The following is an 18,977-nucleotide window of genomic DNA, read 5'->3' as shown; positions in this document are numbered from 1 at the left end:
ATAAAGTAAATCTGTTTCAGTATTGAAATGCAATAGATTATGGAAGAAAATTACAAATTAGCGAAGTGGCTTTCCGGTGAAATGACCGGTGAAGAACTGGCAGCTTTCCAAGCAGAGCCTGACTTTGTCATTTATGAAAACATCAAAAAACACTCCGCATCATTACAAGCGCCGTCTTTTGATGAAGATAAAACTTTGGCAACCATTTTGGCTTCTCCGAAGAAAGAAATTAAAACAATTTCATTAGCCCAAAATTGGTTTTTCAAAATTGCGGCCGTATTGGTTATTGGTTTGGGATTATTTTTGGGCTTCCAAAACTTTTCCTCCTCAACAGTGTATGCTGAAAATGGCACATTAAACTCCTTTACTTTGCCTGATAATTCAGAAGTAGTATTAAATTCGGGTTCCGAAATTGAGTATAAAAAATGGAATTGGAGTAACAATCGAGCGCTGAAACTTAATGGTGAAGCCTATTTTAAAGTTGCTAAAGGTCAAAAATTTGAAGTCAACACTTCACTTGGAAAAGTAACCGTTCTCGGAACACAATTCAATGTAAAACAACGCGATAACCGATTTGACGTAACTTGTTATGAAGGTAAAGTCAAAGTAACTTATGGCGATAACGAAACCATCATTACCAAAGGCATGAGCGTTGCTTTTGAAGACGGCAAATCCATTGCGATGCCGGAACACTTAGCGCAAAGTCCGGAATGGTTAAATAATGAAATGGTTTTCTATCAAGAAGATTTAAAATCAATTCTAAGTGAATTTGAGCGTCATTTTAACGTAACTTTGACCCTGAAATCAAAAGACAATTCACAATTATTCACAGGAACAATTCCTTCAGAAAATTTAGAGATTGCGTTACAGATATTGTCCACAACCTATCATTTAAAACCTACTAAAGTGAGTAAAAACGAATTCATCTTAGAAAATCTGGATGCTCAATAACAGATTGGTTTTTTTACTGTTCATTAGTCTCTTCTCTTTATTGGGTATGGCCCAAAAAGACAGGAATGAAATTCCATTGAAAAATATTTTGAACATCATCAGCAAGCAACATGACATAAGATTCAGTTACATAGAAGATGAAATCATTATTTATGCCATAGTGGCACCGGAAAAGAAATGGTCATTGGAACAAAAAATTGACTATATAAAGAAGGAAACAAAACTTCAATTTAAGGAAATCAACCAAAAATATTTTACCATTTATAACGACCAAAATGTAGACAAACCACTCTGTGGTTTTTTGCTGGATATAGAAACCGGTAAAGGAATTGAAAATGCTACCATAAGAATAGAAAAAACAAACTTTGTCACCTATACTGATACTGAAGGTCATTTTGAGATTCCAAAAATTTCTTCCGATTTCATTCGGATTGAACATCAGGGGTACGAATCATTTAGTATCAATCCCGAAGATTTAAATGTACCGAATTGTCCGAAATTCAAATTAAAACCTATACTTCAGGTTTTAGAAGAAGTGGTTACTCAAAGGTATTTGGCCACGGGAATCAGCAAAAAAAATGATGGTTCAATAGAAGTAAAACCCAAAAAATTCGGTATTTTACCCGGTTTAATCGAACCCGATGTATTACAAACCATGCAACAAGTTCCGGGTATCATCAGTATAGATGAAACAATCTCCAATATCAACGTTCGTGGTGGTACACATGACCAAAACTTGTTTCTTTGGAATGGCATTCGAATGTTTCAAACCGGACACTTTTTTGGTTTGATTTCGGCTTTTAATCCATCATTAGCCCAAACCATATCAATTACTAAAAACGGAAGTTCGGCGTTTTTTGGGGAAAGTGTATCGAGTTTAGTCGATATTTCATCCAGAACCAATACTGTAGAAGCAACGAATAGCAGTTTTAGCACAAACCTCATCAGCGCTGAGTTTTATACCAAATTAAAAGTATCAGAAAACGCTAATTTGACCTTGTCTGCGCGACGTTCATTAACCGATTTTTTTGCCTCTCCAACGTACAAAAACTACAGTGACCGAATTTTTCAAAATACGATTATCACCGATTTAAATTCGAATGAAATTGTAAATTATAAAAGCGATGTTGACTTTTATTTTTATGACATTACGGCGCAGTTTCAACAAAAAATCGGTAGCAAAAACGAGTTGAATATTGATGTAATTGCCATTGAAAATACGCTACAATTTAATCAGTCCATTGATAATTTAAACAAGAACAGTGCTTTGGAACAGGAGAATTTTGGCACCACCATACAATGGAAAACCACATGGAATAATAGAAACAATACCGAATTTAAAGGTTATTTTTCGGGTTATGATTTGAATTCTTCTAATGAAACTTTGGAGAGCAATCAGATTTTAGACCAAAAAAACCAAGTACTCGACATCGGATTCCAAGTTAGACATTCGAGTTCCATTACTAATCAAATTACTTTTAATTCCGGTTACCAATTTAATGAAACGGGTGTGACCAATTTTGATGAAATCAATCTGCCGTTTTTCTCCAGAACCATTACCAATGTTTTAATGACACATGTTGGTATTGTAGAAGGTGTATTGGAAACCGAAAGTAAAGAGACTTTTCTCAAAGCCGGTTTGCGTGGTAATTACTTTGACAAATTTGGTTTCTTTCTTTTAGAACCCAGAATTCAATTCAACCAAGCTTTGGGTTCCCATTTAAGAATGGAGGTTTTGGGAGAACAAAAAAGCCAAACACTATCCCAAATAATCGATTTACAGCAAGACTTTTTAGGAGTTGAGAAACGTAGATGGACATTGGCTAATAATGCAAGCATACCTATTCAAAAAAGCAATCAGGTTTCGTTGGGTTTTAGTTTTAAAAAGAACAATTGGTTGTTGACTCTAGACAATTTCTATAAAAAAGTTACTGGTATTACCAGTAGTAGTCAGGGTTTTCAAAACCAATTTGAATTAGAAAAAACCACCGGTGATTATCAAGTAATCGGTTCGGAATTTTTGATTCAAAAATCTTTTAATCGGTTTTACACTTGGTTGAGTTACAGCTTTAACGACAATCAATATAATTTTGATGCCTTTTTAAACACTTCTTTTCCCAACAATTATGAAATTACCCATGCCGTTTCTTGGGCCGGAATTTATGAATGGCGAAAATTAAAGCTGGCTTTAGGAGCCAAATGGCATACCGGCAGACCTGTTACAACACCCGCTTCTTTTACAGTGACCGAAACCAATCCTAATATTATTTACAATTCGCCAAATAATTCGAAACTCGAGGATTATTTTCAAGTTAATTTTTCAGCCTCAAAAGAATGGAAATTGGGTTCGAAAGTAACCTTGCAAACTGCTGCATCTATTCTGAATTTATTGAATACCCAAAACAGTTTGAATCGGTTTTACAGGGTAAATACCACCGACAATTCGGTAGAGAGTATAGATACTTATTCGCTTGAAATGACGCCCAACTTTAATATAAAACTCAGTTTTTAGCAATAAAAAAGGCTGGAAAATTCCAACCTTGACTTTTTACATTCTTTCCGGAACATCTATTCCCAGTAGTTTAAATGCTGCTTTTATAGTTTCGCCAACCTTTTTAGAAAGTTGTACTCTAAACGTTTTCTTATTCATATCTTCTTCACCTAAAATCGATACTGATTGGTAAAACGAGTTGTATTCTTTTACCAATTCATACGTATAATTGGCTACCAAAGCCGGGCTGTGATTGTTAGCGGCATTTTGAATTATTTCCGGAAAAAGTTCTAGTTGTTTTAATAGTTCTTTTTCTTTATCGTGAAGTTCAACGGCACTTGTAGTTCCATTTAAGTCGAAATTCGCTTTGCGTAAAATGGATTGGATTCGCGCGTAAGTATATTGAATAAACGGACCGGTATTTCCGGCAAAGTCAACAGATTCTTCAGGGTTGAAAAGGATTTGCTTTTTGGGATCCACTTTCAGAATGTAATATTTCAATGCACCTAGACCGATTGTTTTGAATAATTTGGCTTTTTCTTCGGTTGAATAGCCTTCTAATTTTCCCAATTCAGTTGAAATTCTACCGGCAGTTTCGGTCATTTCTTCCATTAAATCGTCGGCATCGACAACGGTTCCTTCACGAGATTTCATTTTCCCTGAAGGCAATTCGACCATACCGTAAGACAAGTGGAATAAGCTTTCCGCCCAATCAAAACCTAATTTTTTAAGAATTAAAAACAACACTTTGAAGTGATAATCTTGTTCGTTTCCAACGGTATAAACCATTCCACCGACATCCGGGAAATCTTTTACCCGTTGGATTGCCGTACCGATATCTTGTGTCATATAAACAGCGGTACCATCAGAACGCAACACAATTTTTCTGTCTAGGCCATCCTCGGTTAGGTCAATCCATACCGACCCATCGGGATCTTTTTCGAAAATGCCTTTTTCTAAACCGAATTGAACTACTTCTTTTCCTAATAAGTAAGTGTTGCTTTCGTAATAATAGCTATCGAAATCAACTCCTAAATTTTTATAGGTTTGGGCAAAACCATCGTAAACCCATTGGTTCATTTTTTTCCATAATTCAATCACTTCGGGTTTTCCGGCTTCCCAGTCTAAGAGCATTTGCTGTGCTTCCAAAATAATTGGCGCTTGTTTTTTAGCTTCTTCTTCGGTTTTACCTTGCGCGATTAACTCATTGATTTGGATTTTATACTCTTGGTCAAATTTTACATAGAAATTGCCTACTAGTTTATCGCCTTTTAAATTACCTGATTCGGGAGTTTGACCTTCACCAAATTTTTGCCAGGCCAGCATCGATTTACAGATGTGGATTCCTCTATCGTTAATGATTTGGGTTTTGTATACTTTTTTGCCTGAGGCTTTGATTATTTCGGCTACCGAATAGCCCAAAAGATTGTTACGAACGTGCCCTAAATGCAATGGTTTATTAGTGTTTGGCGAAGAATATTCGACCATTACTGCCTTATCATTTGGCGAAGCCGAAACCCATCCGAAATTTTCGCTATTCTTAATTTGACTAAAGAAATTTAAATAATACGCATCAGAAACCACAAAATTCAAAAATCCGGAAACGACATTATAACGTACAACGTCTTTAGAATTGGCTACCAGATAGTCTCCGATTTTGGTCCCGATTTCAATAGGATTTCCTTTGATCACTTTCAATAGCGGAAAAATCACCATAGTAATATCACCTTCAAAATCTTTGCGGGTCAATTGAAACTCAACTCTATCAATTTTAACATTGAATAATTCCTGGATGGCCACTTGAATGTGATGGGTTAAAATTTGTGAAAGTTTCATTGTGATTTCTTTTTGGTTGGCAAAGATAATCATTAGAAAATAAATTTTTAGGAATTGATTTTGGAATATAAAAAGTAATATTTTCTATGCTGAAATAATAATTTTGTAAGTTTAATACTTATTATTAATTAATTATTATGCATTTCATCGACTTTTTTTGCGTTTTAACGATGTTTTAATACATATTTGCTTTGTCAAAATCCCAAATCATGAAAAAGTTATTACTATTTATCACATTCTTAACGTCTGCCATAGGTTTATCACAACCTGTAACCGTAAGTACAACAAGTTATACGGTACCACAATTGGTTAACAATGTTTTAATCAATTCACCATGTGTATCAGCTACTAATATTACTTGGAGCACAGGAACGAATTTTGGTTCCTCCAATGGAATCGGATTCTTTCAAAATACGAATCCAAATTTCCCGATGCAAAGTGGTGTCGTTTTAAGTACTGGAAATGCTTTAAATGCACCTGGTCCGAACACTTCATCATTAAATGATGGGTCTGCAATTTGGCCTGGCGATGCAAACCTAGAAGCAGCATTAGCAGCTGCAGGCATCCCAATGGTGTCTAAAAATGCAACCATATTAGAGTTTGATTTTACACCTATCTCACCTAATTTTAGTTTTGATTTTATATTTGCTTCAGAAGAGTACGGAAATTTTCAATGTCAATATTCGGATGCTTTTGCATTTTTATTGACCAATATGAATACAGGTATCACGACCAATTTGGCTGTAGTACCAAATACAAATGATCCAATTTCCATTGTGACTATTAGAGATTTTTTATTTAATTCATCTTGTCCCTCAGCTAACTCACAATATTTTGGTAGTTTTAATGGTGGTTCAGGTGCACTAGGCTCTGCCACTAATTTTAATGGTCAAACTACAGTATTGACTGCTGCTTCAGTTTTAACACCAGGTGTTCCCTATCACATTAAATTGGTTATCGCAGACAGATTAGATCCGCAATCAGATTCTGCTATATTCATGTCATCGGAGAGTTTTAATATTGGTCAAGATGTTTTAGGTTTAGATTTAACATCATCTGCAAATACCGCTTTATGTTTTGGAACTACACACACATTAGACACGGGTTTAAACGCTGCTGACTATACTTTTGTTTGGGAAAGAAATGGCGTTTTATTAGCTGGTGAAACATTGCCATCTTTAGTGGTCAACCAAACCGGAACATATACAGTTACGTATACCAATAATAATAATTTTTGCCAACCGATTTCAGACACAATAAATGTAGAATACCTTCCGGAAATAATATCCCCAAATCCAAGAGCATTATACAGATGTGATACCGGAGCAACAACTTACACTTATAATCTTGATTTAAATACTAGTAGAGTAAAAGTAGGGTTAGATCCGTTAACTATTGTAACATATCATATTTCTCAAAATGATGCCGACAATAATATTAATCCTTTATCTCTACAATATAATAGTTCCCCTAACCAAACCATATTTGTTAGAATTCAATTACCAAACGGGTGTTTTAGAGTTAAATCATTTACGCTATTAATTGCTCCTCCTCCAACGGCAACACAACCACAAGATTTGACGATGTGTGCCAGGTCACAAACTCAGAATGATGCCTATTTTGATTTAGTATCACAAAATCCAACTGTATTAAATGGTCAATCGAGTGGTATATACACTATAAGATATTATACGTCATTGCTTAATGCTACAAATGGTACTAATCCAATTTCAACTGCTAATTCAAGTAATTTTTTGTCTTCAGGTCAAACTATTTATGTTAGAATTTTCAACACACAAGATCCTGATTGCTTCAGTATAACTAGTTTTAATTTAATTGTAAACCCAACTCCAATGGTTGACGAATTACTTGATGTTGTGGTTTGTTCAAGTTACACTTTACTACCATTAGTGAATGGCAACTATTATACAGAAACAAATGGTGGTGGAACCATGTTAAATGCTGGCGATGTAATAACTGTGACAACAACACTTTACATTTACAACCAACCTACAGGGTCTACTTGTGCAGCTAATAGTTCTTTTGTAGTAACTATTATCGATTTACCATCACTAACACCTCCTGACGTAACAAATTGTGGTAGCTATACTCTACCATCACTAGACTATGGCAAGTATTATACAGGTCCCGGAGCAAGTGGAACAGAAATTCCTGCCGGTACAGTTATCCATTCATCTCAAACAGTATACTATTATTTTATAACTGAAACTCCTCCAATTTGTATTGTGGATTCGAGCTTTACAGTTACTATACTGCCAACCATTGAAGTTGGAGAAAGAACCAATGTGTTTGAATGCTCATCTTATACTTTACCTACCTTATCCTTAGGAAATTATTTTACAGGACCTAACGGAACTGGAACACAACTTGTAGCAGGAACACAAATTACAACTAGCCAAACTATTTATGTATTTGCCACAACCACAGGCACAACACCATGTAGTGATGAAGATAGTTTTGAAGTAGTGATTGGTTTAATCGCCCCTCAAAACATCACACAGTGTAATGGTTTTACGCTACCACAATTGTCTGTTGGAAATTATTTTACCGGACCAAATGGTACCGGACAACAAATTGCAAGCGGTACTGTAATCAATTCAAGTACCACTATTTATATTTATGCGCCAACTACAAGCGGAGGCCCAAATTGTACGGATAATTTATTCTTTACTTTAAGTATAGCCCAACCTGAAATCGATACTTTAAGCGATGTAACCGTTTGCGAAAGTTATACGCTTCCAACATTAACCAATGGAGAATACTATACTGAAACAGGCGGTACAGGTACGTTATTGTTTCCGGGTGATGTAATTATTTCAACACAAACAGTCTATATTTTTAAAAGATTAGACAGTACTTGTTTTAACCAATCGAGTTTTACAGTTACTATTAATCCACCTCCGGCTATTAGTTCAAGATCTGATATTGATATTTGTGATCAATATGTTTTAACACCATTACAAGTGGGTAATTATTTTACCGGTCCGAATGGAACAGGAACCATGATTCCTGGAGGAACAGTTATAACAACTTCTCAAAGGATTTATATTTATGCTATCTCGGATACTACCCCTGCATGTAGTGCGGAAAATAGTTTTCAAATTAATATCTTCTCTACTTCTGCCGATGTAATTGCTGATGTAACGGCGTGTGATAGCTTCACTTTGCCATCATTGTCAATCCATAATAAATATTATACACAATCAGGTGGTCCAAACGGAACCGGCTCTGAACTTTTACCGGGTGCTGTGATTACTACTACTCAAACCATCTATATTTATAAAGAATCTGAAATCAGAACTTCTTTTTCATGTATCGATGAAACTTCATTTGTGGTTACTATCAATAATACTCCTGTTATTCCTTCGATAGCTAATATATTTGCATGTAATTCATACACGTTACAAACCTTAACCGTTGGAAACTATTACACAGGTCCGAATGCTACAGGAACACAATTAAATGCCGGAACTGTATTAACTTCAACACAAACTTTATATGTTTATGCGAATACAAATACCTCGCCGGACTGTACCAGCCAGACTAGTTTTAATGTTACAATTTTCAATGTTAATGATTTACCAAATGTAACCATATGCGAAAGCTATACTTTACCAACACTAACAAATGGAAACTATTATACAGGACCTAACGGTACCGGAACGCTTTTGACTGCTGGATCTTCATTTTCAACTTCACAAACTATTTATATTTTTGCTGTCTCGCCATTTAATTCAGGCTGTTCAGATGAAAGTTCGTTCACGGTAACTATCATAGACACTCCAATTGCTAATCCAGTTCCTGTTGCTTTGAGAACAGTTTGTGATGTAGACGGTACAAATGATGGCGCTACATCATTTGACTTAACAAGTTTATCAACTACCATTTTAGGAACCCAAACAGGAAGCGAATTTACTGTTGCCTACTATGCCACGCTAGCAGATGCTTCAAATCAATCTAATGCTATTGCAACAACAACTCTTTCAACTGTTTATGTTAGAGTTAGCAATACTTTAGCAACAAGTTGTTTTGATATCAAACCAATAACAATTATCGTAAATACTTTACCTGAGCCAACTCCGCTTGATGGTGTTATTTGTTTTGACAGTGAAACTCAAACGCTTTTAAATTCATACACCATTTTTAGTGGTTTAAGTACTGCTACACACACTTTTATTTGGACAAATGAACAAGGGCAAACTGTTGGTACCAGTAGTAATTATACTGCTTTATTACCAGGTGCTTATACCTTAATTGCCACTCGTACTGCAACAGGATGTAGCTCAGTTCCGGTAAATGTTAATGTTATTGCCTCTGAACCGGCAGTTGTTACCTATACAGTCACAGAAGATTTTTCCGATTCACAATACATTACAGTTGTAGCCACCGGTCAAGGAAATAATTTTGAATACCAACTGGATAATGGTCCATTCCAAGACAGTCCGGTTTTTGAAAATGTTTTGTCTGGTGTTCATACAATAACCGTTAGAGATAAATATGGTTGTGGTTCAACTACGATACAAGCCATTGTAATCAACTATCCAAAATATTTCACCCCAAATAGTGATGGATATAATGACACTTGGAATATCTCTAATTTATCAAATCAACCAGGCGCGAACATTACTATCTATGATCGCTATGGGAAAACCATCAAACAAATAAGACCTAGTGGAAATGGTTGGGATGGAACCTACAATGGCAATATGATGCCATCGGATGATTATTGGTTTGTAGTTTCTTATACCGATGAAAATCAAAACAAACAAGAATTCAAGGCGCATTTTGCTATGAAACGATAATCCTTATTCCAAATAATTATTAAAACTCTCAAAAATATTTGAGAGTTTTTTTGTTTTTATTGTAACAAAAAAATGCTTTTCAAGTCTACTTGGTTGAATCAAATTAAGAACTGATTAAGAATTAGCTTAAACAGCATTCTCTCAACTTAAATCATCAATTTAAACAAAATGAAATTTAAATTATTATTTCTTTTAGTCGTTAGTAACTTTTCTATGCTAATGGCTCAAAGTTCTTCAAACAGCGGTGTAATCTCGGGAAAAATTATAGACAAAAACACCAAACAACCTCTACCATATGTGAATGTATCTGTTTTAGAAGATTCTAAAATTATCACAGGTGGAATTACCCAAGAAAACGGTAGTTTCTCCATTAAAGGTTTGGCCTTAAAAAAATACACCGTAGAGATTCAATTCATTGGTTATAAAAAAGTTACCCAAGAAATTACTTTAACAGAAAACAACAAAAGTATCGCGCTTACTACTATTGCTATTGAAGAGGAAGCGGTGCAATTAGCCGGAGTTGAGATTGTCAAAGAACGCTCAACCATTGAACAAAAAATAGATAGAAAAGTAGTTAATGTAGGTAAAGATTTAATCGCTTCCGGAAATACAGCTTCTGAAATCATGAACAATATTCCGACCGTTAGTGTTGACCCTCAAACCAAAGAACTGAGTTTAAGAGGGAATTCTAATGTAAGAGTTTTGATTGACGGAAAACCTTCTAACATTGATGCAGCACAATTACTACAACAAATTCCTTCTTCTTCTATCAAACAAATTGAATTGATTACCAATCCTTCGGCCAAGTACAATCCGGAAGGCATGAGCGGAATCATTAATATCATTTTGCACAAAAACTCGCAAGAGGGATTTAACGGAAGCATCAACTCTGGAGTTACTTTTGGAATAACACCAAAAGTAAATTCGGCTTTAAATCTTAATTATAAAGTTGGAAAAGTAAACTTCTACACCAATTATGGATTCAATCATGGTCAAAATGAAAACAATGGTTACATTAATAGTTTCCGACCACTTTTTGAAAACAGACAAGAATTTGGTGGTACAAATTTAAATACCTCACATTTGATAAAATTGGGCATGGATTATTTCATCGACGAAAAAAATACTCTTTCCTTTTACACCAATCAAAATATTGTTGATGGTAGTGGCCTTAGTTTCAACAGTGCTGATTTTCAAAATGCCTTGTTAAGAGATTCTGGGCAAAAAACAGATTCAGATACTGAAAATTATACCCAAACATATGATTTAGCCTACAAACATGATTTTACTAAAAAAGGCGAAACTTTAGATTTTCAAGCTAATTTTTCCAATACCAAAAGTCCGGAAGATACTGATTTCGAACTTACTCAAAACAATCCAACTTCAACAAGATTTACCAATAATGATATCAAACGCGATACCGATTATTTGCAAATCAATTTGGATTATGTAAACCCGTTATCAGAAACGGTAAAATTAGAAATTGGCGCTGAAACTCGTTTGCAAAAAATTACGAACGATTTTGACGAAACCATTAGTGAACCATCAGAAACATATAACAGACAAGGGAATTCCTATTTTGAATTCACCAGAAATATTCATTCGTTTTATGCTAACCTTGGAAAGCAATGGAAAAAATGGAGTGTCCAAGCCGGTGTTAGATTGGAGCAATATGAAATAGACGGTGATTTTGAAAACGTGGTAACCTCATCAAATCCAACTGAAAATATTAATGATCAAAGCACTATTAAAGACGATATTTTCTCAGTCTATCCTTCTTTGTTTTTCAATTACAAAGCCAGTGACAATGACTCTTTTAATTTTAACTATTCCAGACGTGTTGACCGACCAAGTATAGGCCAAATCAGTCCAATTAGAGAATGGACAACCCCTTTAATTGAATCCAGAGGAAATCCTTCTTTGGAACCACAATTCACGAATTCATTTGAAGTAAACTATACCAGAACTTCAAAAATTGGTTCGGTTACTACAGGAGTTTTTTACAGACAAATCAATGATGAAATCGGCAGAATCATTTACAAAAACCCGGACAATAACAATCAGGATATTATTTCTTATGACAACTTTGATGACAATAGTGCTCTTGGTACCGAAGTTTCTGCTAATTTAAAATTAGCGCCTTGGTGGTCAGTAAATGCAAGTACCGATGTTTATTTTAAAACCGTTAGAGGAACCGTTCAAAATGCCAACACCCAAGAACAAGAAAGAGCAGAAGCTGATGTAGTTATCTTTAACGCTCGAATGAATAATAACTTTGTTGCCAATAAAAAATTACGATTCAATTTATTCGCCATGTACAGAGGAAGAGATTTAGGATTACAATTTGAAAGAGAACCAATGTATAGAATGGATATTGGTTCCACATATACCATACTAAAAGGAAAAGGAAGTATCACAGCCAGAATAAATGACGTTTTCGAGACCATGAACTTTGGTTTTGACGGAAATATTCCTTATCGTCAAGTTGGTGCCTTTTATTGGGAAAGTCAAACCTTCTACTTAGGCTTTAACTACATGTTTGGCGGTGGTAAAAACAATGCTTTACAGCGCAAACAAAGAGATCAAAATGAAACACAAGGTAGTGGTGGCCTTTTATAATTATCACAAAATTATTTGAATAGTTGTTAATGAAAAAGCCAAACAAATTGTTTGGCTTTTTTTATTTAATGCATTTTAAATTTTACCATTTAATTATTGCACTTGCCCAAGTAAAGCCGCTACCGAAAGCCGCTAAAACTAAAGTATCACCTTCTTTAATTTTACCTTGTTCCCATGCTTCAGTCAAAGCAATCGGAATGGAAGCTGCAGTTGTATTTCCGTATTTTTGAATATTATTGAAGACTTGGTCATCGGTCAATTTGAATTTTTGCTGAATGAACTGTGAAATCCTCAAATTGGCTTGGTGCGGAATTAACAAATCTATATCGGAAACCTGCAAATTATTAGCTTGCAATCCTTCGTTAATAACTTCACTAAAACGAACAACTGCATTTTTAAACACAAACTGTCCATTCATATATGGAAAATAACTTTCGTCATTTGGATCGTTATCAGCCAAGATTTCTGTAACCCATCTTCCGCCCATTCCCGGGGCTAAAACGGCAAGTTCTTTAGCATGTTCACCTTCTGAATGCAAATGAGTTGATAAAATTCCTTTGGTCACATCTTCTTCTCTGCTTATCATCGCCGCTCCGGCGCCATCACCAAAAATTACGGAAACACCTCTACCTCTATCCGTCATATCCAATCCTAAAGATTGTAATTCTGAGGCCACTACTAAAATGTTTTTATACATTCCGGTTTTAATATATTGATCTGCAATAGATAGCGCATAAATAAAACCTGAACATTGGTTGCGAATGTCTAAAGCACCTATGGTTTTTAAACCTAACTCTTTCTGTAAAGCAACGCCCGGTCCGGGAAAATAAAAATCCGGAGAAATGGTAGCAAAAACAATAAAATCAATTTCATCGTTACTTATTCCTGAACGTTCAATCGCAATTTTAGCTGCTTTCACGCCCATAGAGGTTGTGGTATCTTCGCCTCTTTTGATGTGTCTTCTTTCTTTAATTCCGGTTCTTTCCTGAATCCATTCGTCATTGGTATCCATTATTTTGGCCAAATCATCATTGGTTACAACATTATCGGGAACATAAAAACCTAAGCCTGTTATTTTGGAGTGGTACATATTCTTTGCTTATTTACTAAAATGAGAATAGCAAATTTAACAATCTTATATTTCTAAAAGCTATTTTTAGCTTCAATTTTATAAATTGTCAAAATCGAATACTTCAATTACAAACTAATACCCGTCAAGTTTAACAAAATCTTTCCTTTTTTGTGACGGGAATATTTTAATTTAGACAAACTTTAAAAATCAATTTTAACCAATTACTTGAATATGAAATTACGATTTACCCTGCTATTATTAATCGGACTTGGCTTTTCAGCATTAGCGCAAGAAAATTTGAATTTTCAAAAGCCATCTGCTGAAATTTTGGCATTAGCCGATTACGAACGATCTCCATCTGTAAGTATGGATTCTAAAAAAGAGTACATGCTTTTAAGTTATCGAAATACCTATAAAACGCTGGATGACTTAAATCAAGAAGAAATGCGTTTGGGTGGATTAAGAATCAATCCAATTACAAATATTTCCAGTACGGTTACCTATGTGAATAATCTCAAATTGCGAAAAGTCAATGATAAAGTAGAAAATCAAGTTTCAGGCTTGCCGCAAAATGCCAGAATCGCCAATGTTTCTTGGTCACAAAACGAAAAGAAAATTGGGTTCACCAACACCACCAATACCGGAGTTGAACTTTGGGTGATCGATGTGGTTTCGGCTTCTGCCCAAAAAATAACTGAAGCCAATTTGAATGCCAATTTAGGAAATCCATACAGCTGGATGAAAGACAACGAAACACTTTTGGTAAAAATGTTGCCTAAAAACCGCCAAGCCTTAATTGACAGTAAAAAAGACTTACCAAAAGGGCCAACCGTTTCTACCAGCGACGGTTCAAAATCACAAAACAGAACTTACCAAGATTTACTAAAAAATAAGAATGACGAAGCCAATTTTGATGCCCTAGTGACTTCAGAATTGTATAAAGTTTCGCTAACCGGAAAAACAGAACTATTCAAATCGGCAGACATTTATGCCGGTGAAAGTTTTTCTCCCGATGGCAATTATTTAATGATAACTACCATTTTAAAACCTTATTCCTATATAGTTCCGCTAAGTCGATTTCCACAAAAATCAGTGGTTTATGATTTGACCGGAAAAGAAATCAAAGTGGTAAACGAAGTGCCATTGAATGAAGTCATTCCTAAAGGTTTTTCCTCTGTAAGAAAAGGAAAAAGAAGCATGAATTGGAGAACCGATAAACCATCAACACTGTCTTATGTTGTGGCATTAGACGAAGGTGACCAGGCTAAAAAAGTGGATTTCAGAGATGAAGTTTTCAATTGGGATGCGCCATTTTCGGGAGAGCCAAAATCGGTTTTGAAAACCCAACAACGTTTTGCCGGCATCATTTGGGGCAACGAAACCACGGCTATTGCTTATGACGATTGGTATGATACCCGAAATCAAAAAACATATTTGTTCAATCCGTCAAATCCGGCGCAAGCACCCAAAATTATTTGGGACCGAAATTCTCAAGATATTTACAGCGATCCGGGTAATTTTGAAACCAAAAGAAACCAATTTAACCGATACGTTTTGGCCATTGAAAACAACAACACTTACTTAATTGGTGATGGTTTTACTAAAGAAGGACAATTTCCTTTTATAGACGAATTCAATTTGGCTACCCTAAAATCTAAGCGTTTGTATACTTCAACTTTCAAAGACAAAAAAGAAGACTTACAATCGATAGAAGATTTTAAAAAAGGTGATGTTTTGGTGCAAATTCAGTCTAAAACTGAATTCCCAAATTACTACTTCAGAAACATAAAATCGGGCAAGCTGACACAAATCACCAACTTCAAAAACCCCTTTGAAAGCATTAAAAATGTATACAAAGAAGTGATTAAATACAAAAGAAAAGATGGTGTGGAGTTGTCCGGAACTTTGTATTTACCAGCCGGTTATGATCGAACTAAGAAAACGGAAAAATTACCTTTATTGATTTGGGCTTACCCGGAAGAATTCAAAGATAAAAACAGCGCCGGTCAAAACAACAAAAACCCTAATGAATTTACATTTCCGAATTATGGTTCGTTTGTGTATTGGGTAACCAAAGGCTATGCCGTTTTAGATGACGCTTCGTTCCCTATTATTGGTGAAGGCAAAACCGAACCTAACGATACTTTTATGCCACAATTGATTGCCAATGCGGAAGCAGCGATTGATGCTGTGGACAATTTAGGTTACATCAACCGCAAAAAAGTAGCCATTGGCGGTCACTCTTATGGTGCGTTTATGACCGCTAATTTATTAACACATTCCAATTTATTCGCTTGTGGTATTGCCCGAAGTGGTGCTTACAATAGAACATTAACCCCATTCGGATTCCAAAGTGAGCAAAGAAATTATTGGGATGTTCCTGAAATTTACAATGGCATGTCGCCGTTTATGAATGCTGATAAAATGAAAACACCTATGTTGTTAGTTCACGGAGATGCCGATAACAATCCAGGTACTTTTACTTTACAGTCTGAACGTTATTTTCAAGCCTTGAAAAATTTAGGCGCACCGGTTCGATTGGTATTATTGCCAAAAGAAAGTCATGGTTATGCGGCCAAAGACAATATACTTCACTTGCTTTGGGAACAAGATCAATTCCTTGAAAAGTATTTGAAAAACTAAAAAAGAAACCCTGAAATTAATCGATTTCAGGGTTTTTTATTTCGAGATAAATTTTGGTTCCGATAGAAATCTCCGTTGGGTTTTCAAAAAAAATAGTGGCTTCGTTTCGTTGGGCTTCCGCCAAGTAATGACTGCCTTTGTAATAACAATTGACGATTTCAACTTGCAATTCCGATTTTGGAACTACTTTAAATTGGTGTGGATAAACATATTGAGTCTTGCCATCAACCTCTATTTCATTGACATCACCAAAAAGAGAAGCAATGTATTTGCTTTTAGGATTTTGATATAAACAAATAGGCGAATCTGTTGCAATAACTTTACCATTTTGCATGACAATCACTTCATCTGAAAACGACAATACATCAGAGCTGTCGTGTGTTGCGACTATAGTTGTGATTTTTTTTTCTTTTAAATAAGCAAACAACTTTCGGCGCAAACTGTTCTTTCTAAAATTATCAATATGACTAAAAGGTTCGTCTAACAACAAAACTTCAGGCTCGAGGGCTAAAACTCTCGCCAAAGCCACGCGTTGCATTTGTCCGCCACTTAAAAATTGGGCTTTGGTATTAGCCAAATCAGACATTTCTACAATTTTCAACAATTCAGCAATGCGCTCTTTTTTCTTATCGGCATAAATGTTTGAAAGGTATTTGCCCACATTTTCAGCAACGGTTATAAAAGGCATTAGGTCGAAATCTTGCGCTAAATATTTCATAAAATCCATTCCGGGAATCAAATGATACTTCGGACCTAAAACTTCATTTTCATTCCAATATATTTGCCCTTCTTTTAAATCATACAAACCATAAATCAATTTGAGTAATGTACTTTTTCCGCAACCACTTTCCCCAATAACCGCTAAATTTTTTCCCTTTTTTAATTGAAAAGAAATGGCACTCAAGGTTGGCTTGTCTTTATAAGCAAAGGAAATATTTTGTACTTTTAGCATAGGGCTACTATTTTGATTCGGTCATAAAACGGCAAAAAAACAATTATGCTCCTTTTATTATTGTTATTTTTATAAAATTTCTCAACTTTGTTGCGATTATTAGCTATTTACGGGATAAAATAATTTAATACGAACGGTTTTCAAATATACTTTGAAATATGAAATTGAAGTTGATTATTTTTCTAATTCTTGTTTTTGTTACCAACAAAATTGCAGCTCAAGTGGGAATTAATACCAGTTCCCCGGAGGCGCAATTGGATATTCGCTCCAGTAACCCGGTTGCTCCTGCCAACACTGATGGCGTCTTAATTCCCAAAATTAACACCTTTCCTGCTACCAATCCGACAGCATTACAGCAAGGAATGTTAGTTTATCTAACCACAACGGCTACATTTAGCAGTGTTAGTAGGGTTCCCGGTTTTTATTATTGGGATAATCCAACCACAAATTGGATTGGAATTCAAACCAGTTCAGCTATAGATTGGAGTATTTTAGGAAATGCAAGTACAAATCCAAACACCCATTTTCTAGGAACAACTGACAATCAAGACATTGTTTTTAAACGATTTAATGTCAGAGCCGGTTTTATTGGTGACCCAACTTACAATTTGTCCACTTTTGATTCCAATAACGGAAACACCTCATTTGGTGCCAATTCACTAATCAATCCAACTATCAATTTTGGAACGCAAAGTGGCGTAAGAAATACGGCATTTGGGACCAATGTTATGCCGGGTTTAACCACAGGAAGATTGAATGTTGGTGTTGGAGAATTTGCCTTATTCTCAAATACCACAGGAATTACTAATACAGCCATTGGTACAGGAGCTTTATATTCTAATATTTCAGCTAGCAATAATGTAGCTGTCGGCAGAAATGCTTTAACCACTTCTAACAGTGATAACAATACCGCAGTAGGTTTTTCAGCTTTGCGCCAAAATGTTTCCGGAACAAACAACACCGCTTTAGGGTATGAAGCTTTGAGAGGTGTTTTAGGCAGTGGAAATGTCGGAATTGGTTACCAAGCCGGAAGATTGGAGGCCGGTAGCAATAAATTGTACATAGAAAATTCTAACGCTGATGCTTCAAATGCTTTGATTTATGGAGAATTTGATAACGATGTTTTAAGAGTCAACGGAACACTTCAAATAAGTAATCCTGCAACTATTGGTTATGCTTTTCCAACAAACCGAGGAACCAACGGTCAATTCTTACAAACCAATGGCGCCGGAGCTACCACTTGGGCAACCATTCCGGTAAATACCGTAAAACCATACACAACTACCGGAACAACCACAGGAATTTACAATGTTTCATTAAGCGAATATACCATAAGAGTTTTTGGCAGTGTATCTGAAGTGAGATTACCAGATGCTGTCGGTAATACCGGGAAAGTCTATATCATCATTGGCAGTAATACTATAACTCCTAAAATTTTCTCAACTTCAGGAGGCGTTATTTATGATGATGTTACCAATACCAATATAACTACTTTAAATTCAAATACAAGGTACATGGTGCAAAGTGATGGTACCGATTGGATTGTTATTGGTAATTAAATTGGTTTTAAAAAGATAAGAGCGACAGGAC

9 protein-coding genes are annotated in these 18,977 nt (G+C 35.3%); 6 read left to right on the top strand and 3 right to left on the bottom strand.

Features of this window, described 5'->3' with window-relative positions; translation table 11 throughout:
- The first annotated feature begins 39 nt into the window (after positions 1-39).
- A complete protein-coding gene (locus ICG50_RS05535; protein ID WP_187659911.1) occupies positions 40-951 on the top strand; it encodes a FecR family protein in 912 nt (303 codons plus the stop codon).
- A complete protein-coding gene (locus ICG50_RS05530) occupies positions 941-3,463 on the top strand; it encodes a TonB-dependent receptor (protein ID WP_187659910.1) in 2,523 nt (840 codons plus the stop codon). The genes ICG50_RS05535 and ICG50_RS05530 overlap by 11 nt, the downstream gene beginning before the upstream one ends.
- 36 nt (positions 3,464-3,499) lie before the next feature.
- Here ICG50_RS05530 and argS read toward each other — a convergent pair whose 3' ends face one another.
- Positions 3,500-5,278, bottom strand: a complete 1,779-nt coding sequence (gene argS, locus ICG50_RS05525; protein WP_187659909.1) for an arginine--tRNA ligase — start codon at positions 5,276-5,278, stop codon at positions 3,500-3,502.
- Positions 5,279-5,487: 209 nt separating this feature from the next.
- Here argS and ICG50_RS05520 point away from each other — a divergent pair, with 209 nt between their 5' ends.
- Both ICG50_RS05520 and ICG50_RS05515 read left to right on the top strand, forming a co-directional pair.
- Positions 5,488-10,101 (top strand): choice-of-anchor L domain-containing protein, encoded by a 4,614-nt coding sequence (locus ICG50_RS05520; RefSeq protein WP_187659908.1) that lies wholly within the window; start codon positions 5,488-5,490, stop codon positions 10,099-10,101.
- A 168-nt stretch (positions 10,102-10,269) separates the two neighbouring features.
- A complete protein-coding gene (locus tag ICG50_RS05515; RefSeq protein ID WP_187659907.1) occupies positions 10,270-12,720 on the top strand; it encodes a TonB-dependent receptor in 2,451 nt (816 codons plus the stop codon).
- Between the two features lie 82 nt (positions 12,721-12,802).
- Here the strand turns inward: ICG50_RS05515 and ICG50_RS05510 are convergent, their stop codons facing one another.
- Positions 12,803-13,810, bottom strand: a complete 1,008-nt coding sequence (locus ICG50_RS05510) for a 3-oxoacyl-ACP synthase III family protein (RefSeq protein ID WP_187659906.1) — start codon at positions 13,808-13,810, stop codon at positions 12,803-12,805.
- Between the two features lie 213 nt (positions 13,811-14,023).
- Here ICG50_RS05510 and ICG50_RS05505 point away from each other — a divergent pair, with 213 nt between their 5' ends.
- Positions 14,024-16,435, top strand: coding sequence for a prolyl oligopeptidase family serine peptidase (locus ICG50_RS05505; protein ID WP_187659905.1), 2,412 nt, complete (start codon positions 14,024-14,026; stop codon positions 16,433-16,435).
- Between the two features lie 16 nt (positions 16,436-16,451).
- Here ICG50_RS05505 and ICG50_RS05500 read toward each other — a convergent pair whose 3' ends face one another.
- Positions 16,452-17,387 carry an ABC transporter ATP-binding protein gene (locus tag ICG50_RS05500; RefSeq protein ID WP_187659904.1) on the bottom strand — a complete coding sequence of 312 codons (936 nt, stop codon included), beginning with the start codon at positions 17,385-17,387 and terminating at the stop codon, positions 16,452-16,454.
- A gap of 158 nt (positions 17,388-17,545) precedes the next feature.
- Here ICG50_RS05500 and ICG50_RS05495 point away from each other — a divergent pair, with 158 nt between their 5' ends.
- The gene (locus tag ICG50_RS05495; RefSeq protein WP_187659903.1) at positions 17,546-18,946 is read left to right on the top strand and encodes a hypothetical protein; all 1,401 of its coding nucleotides are present in this window, start codon (positions 17,546-17,548) and stop codon (positions 18,944-18,946) included.
- Positions 18,947-18,977: the final 31 nt, after the last annotated feature.

This window comes from Flavobacterium buctense, from assembly GCF_014486695.1.
Classification (GTDB): domain Bacteria; phylum Bacteroidota; class Bacteroidia; order Flavobacteriales; family Flavobacteriaceae; genus Flavobacterium; species Flavobacterium buctense.
This window is presented reverse-complemented; position numbering and strand designations above follow the sequence as displayed.

What these genes read in the sequence shown, in the direction of transcription:
- ICG50_RS05520 (WP_187659908.1), top strand. Translation starts at nt 5,488, where the DNA reads ATGAAAAAGTTATTACTATTTATCACATTCTTAACGTCTGCCATAGGT.
- ICG50_RS05505 (WP_187659905.1), top strand. Translation starts at nt 14,024, where the DNA reads ATGAAATTACGATTTACCCTGCTATTATTAATCGGACTTGGCTTTTCA.
- ICG50_RS05530 (WP_187659910.1), top strand. Translation starts at nt 941, where the DNA reads ATGCTCAATAACAGATTGGTTTTTTTACTGTTCATTAGTCTCTTCTCT.
- ICG50_RS05515 (WP_187659907.1), top strand. Translation starts at nt 10,270, where the DNA reads ATGAAATTTAAATTATTATTTCTTTTAGTCGTTAGTAACTTTTCTATG.
- ICG50_RS05535 (WP_187659911.1), top strand. Translation starts at nt 40, where the DNA reads ATGGAAGAAAATTACAAATTAGCGAAGTGGCTTTCCGGTGAAATGACC.
- argS (WP_187659909.1), bottom strand. Translation starts at nt 5,278, where the DNA reads ATGAAACTTTCACAAATTTTAACCCATCACATTCAAGTGGCCATCCAG.
- ICG50_RS05500 (WP_187659904.1), bottom strand. Translation starts at nt 17,387, where the DNA reads ATGCTAAAAGTACAAAATATTTCCTTTGCTTATAAAGACAAGCCAACC.
- ICG50_RS05495 (WP_187659903.1), top strand. Translation starts at nt 17,546, where the DNA reads ATGAAATTGAAGTTGATTATTTTTCTAATTCTTGTTTTTGTTACCAAC.
- ICG50_RS05510 (WP_187659906.1), bottom strand. Translation starts at nt 13,810, where the DNA reads ATGTACCACTCCAAAATAACAGGCTTAGGTTTTTATGTTCCCGATAAT.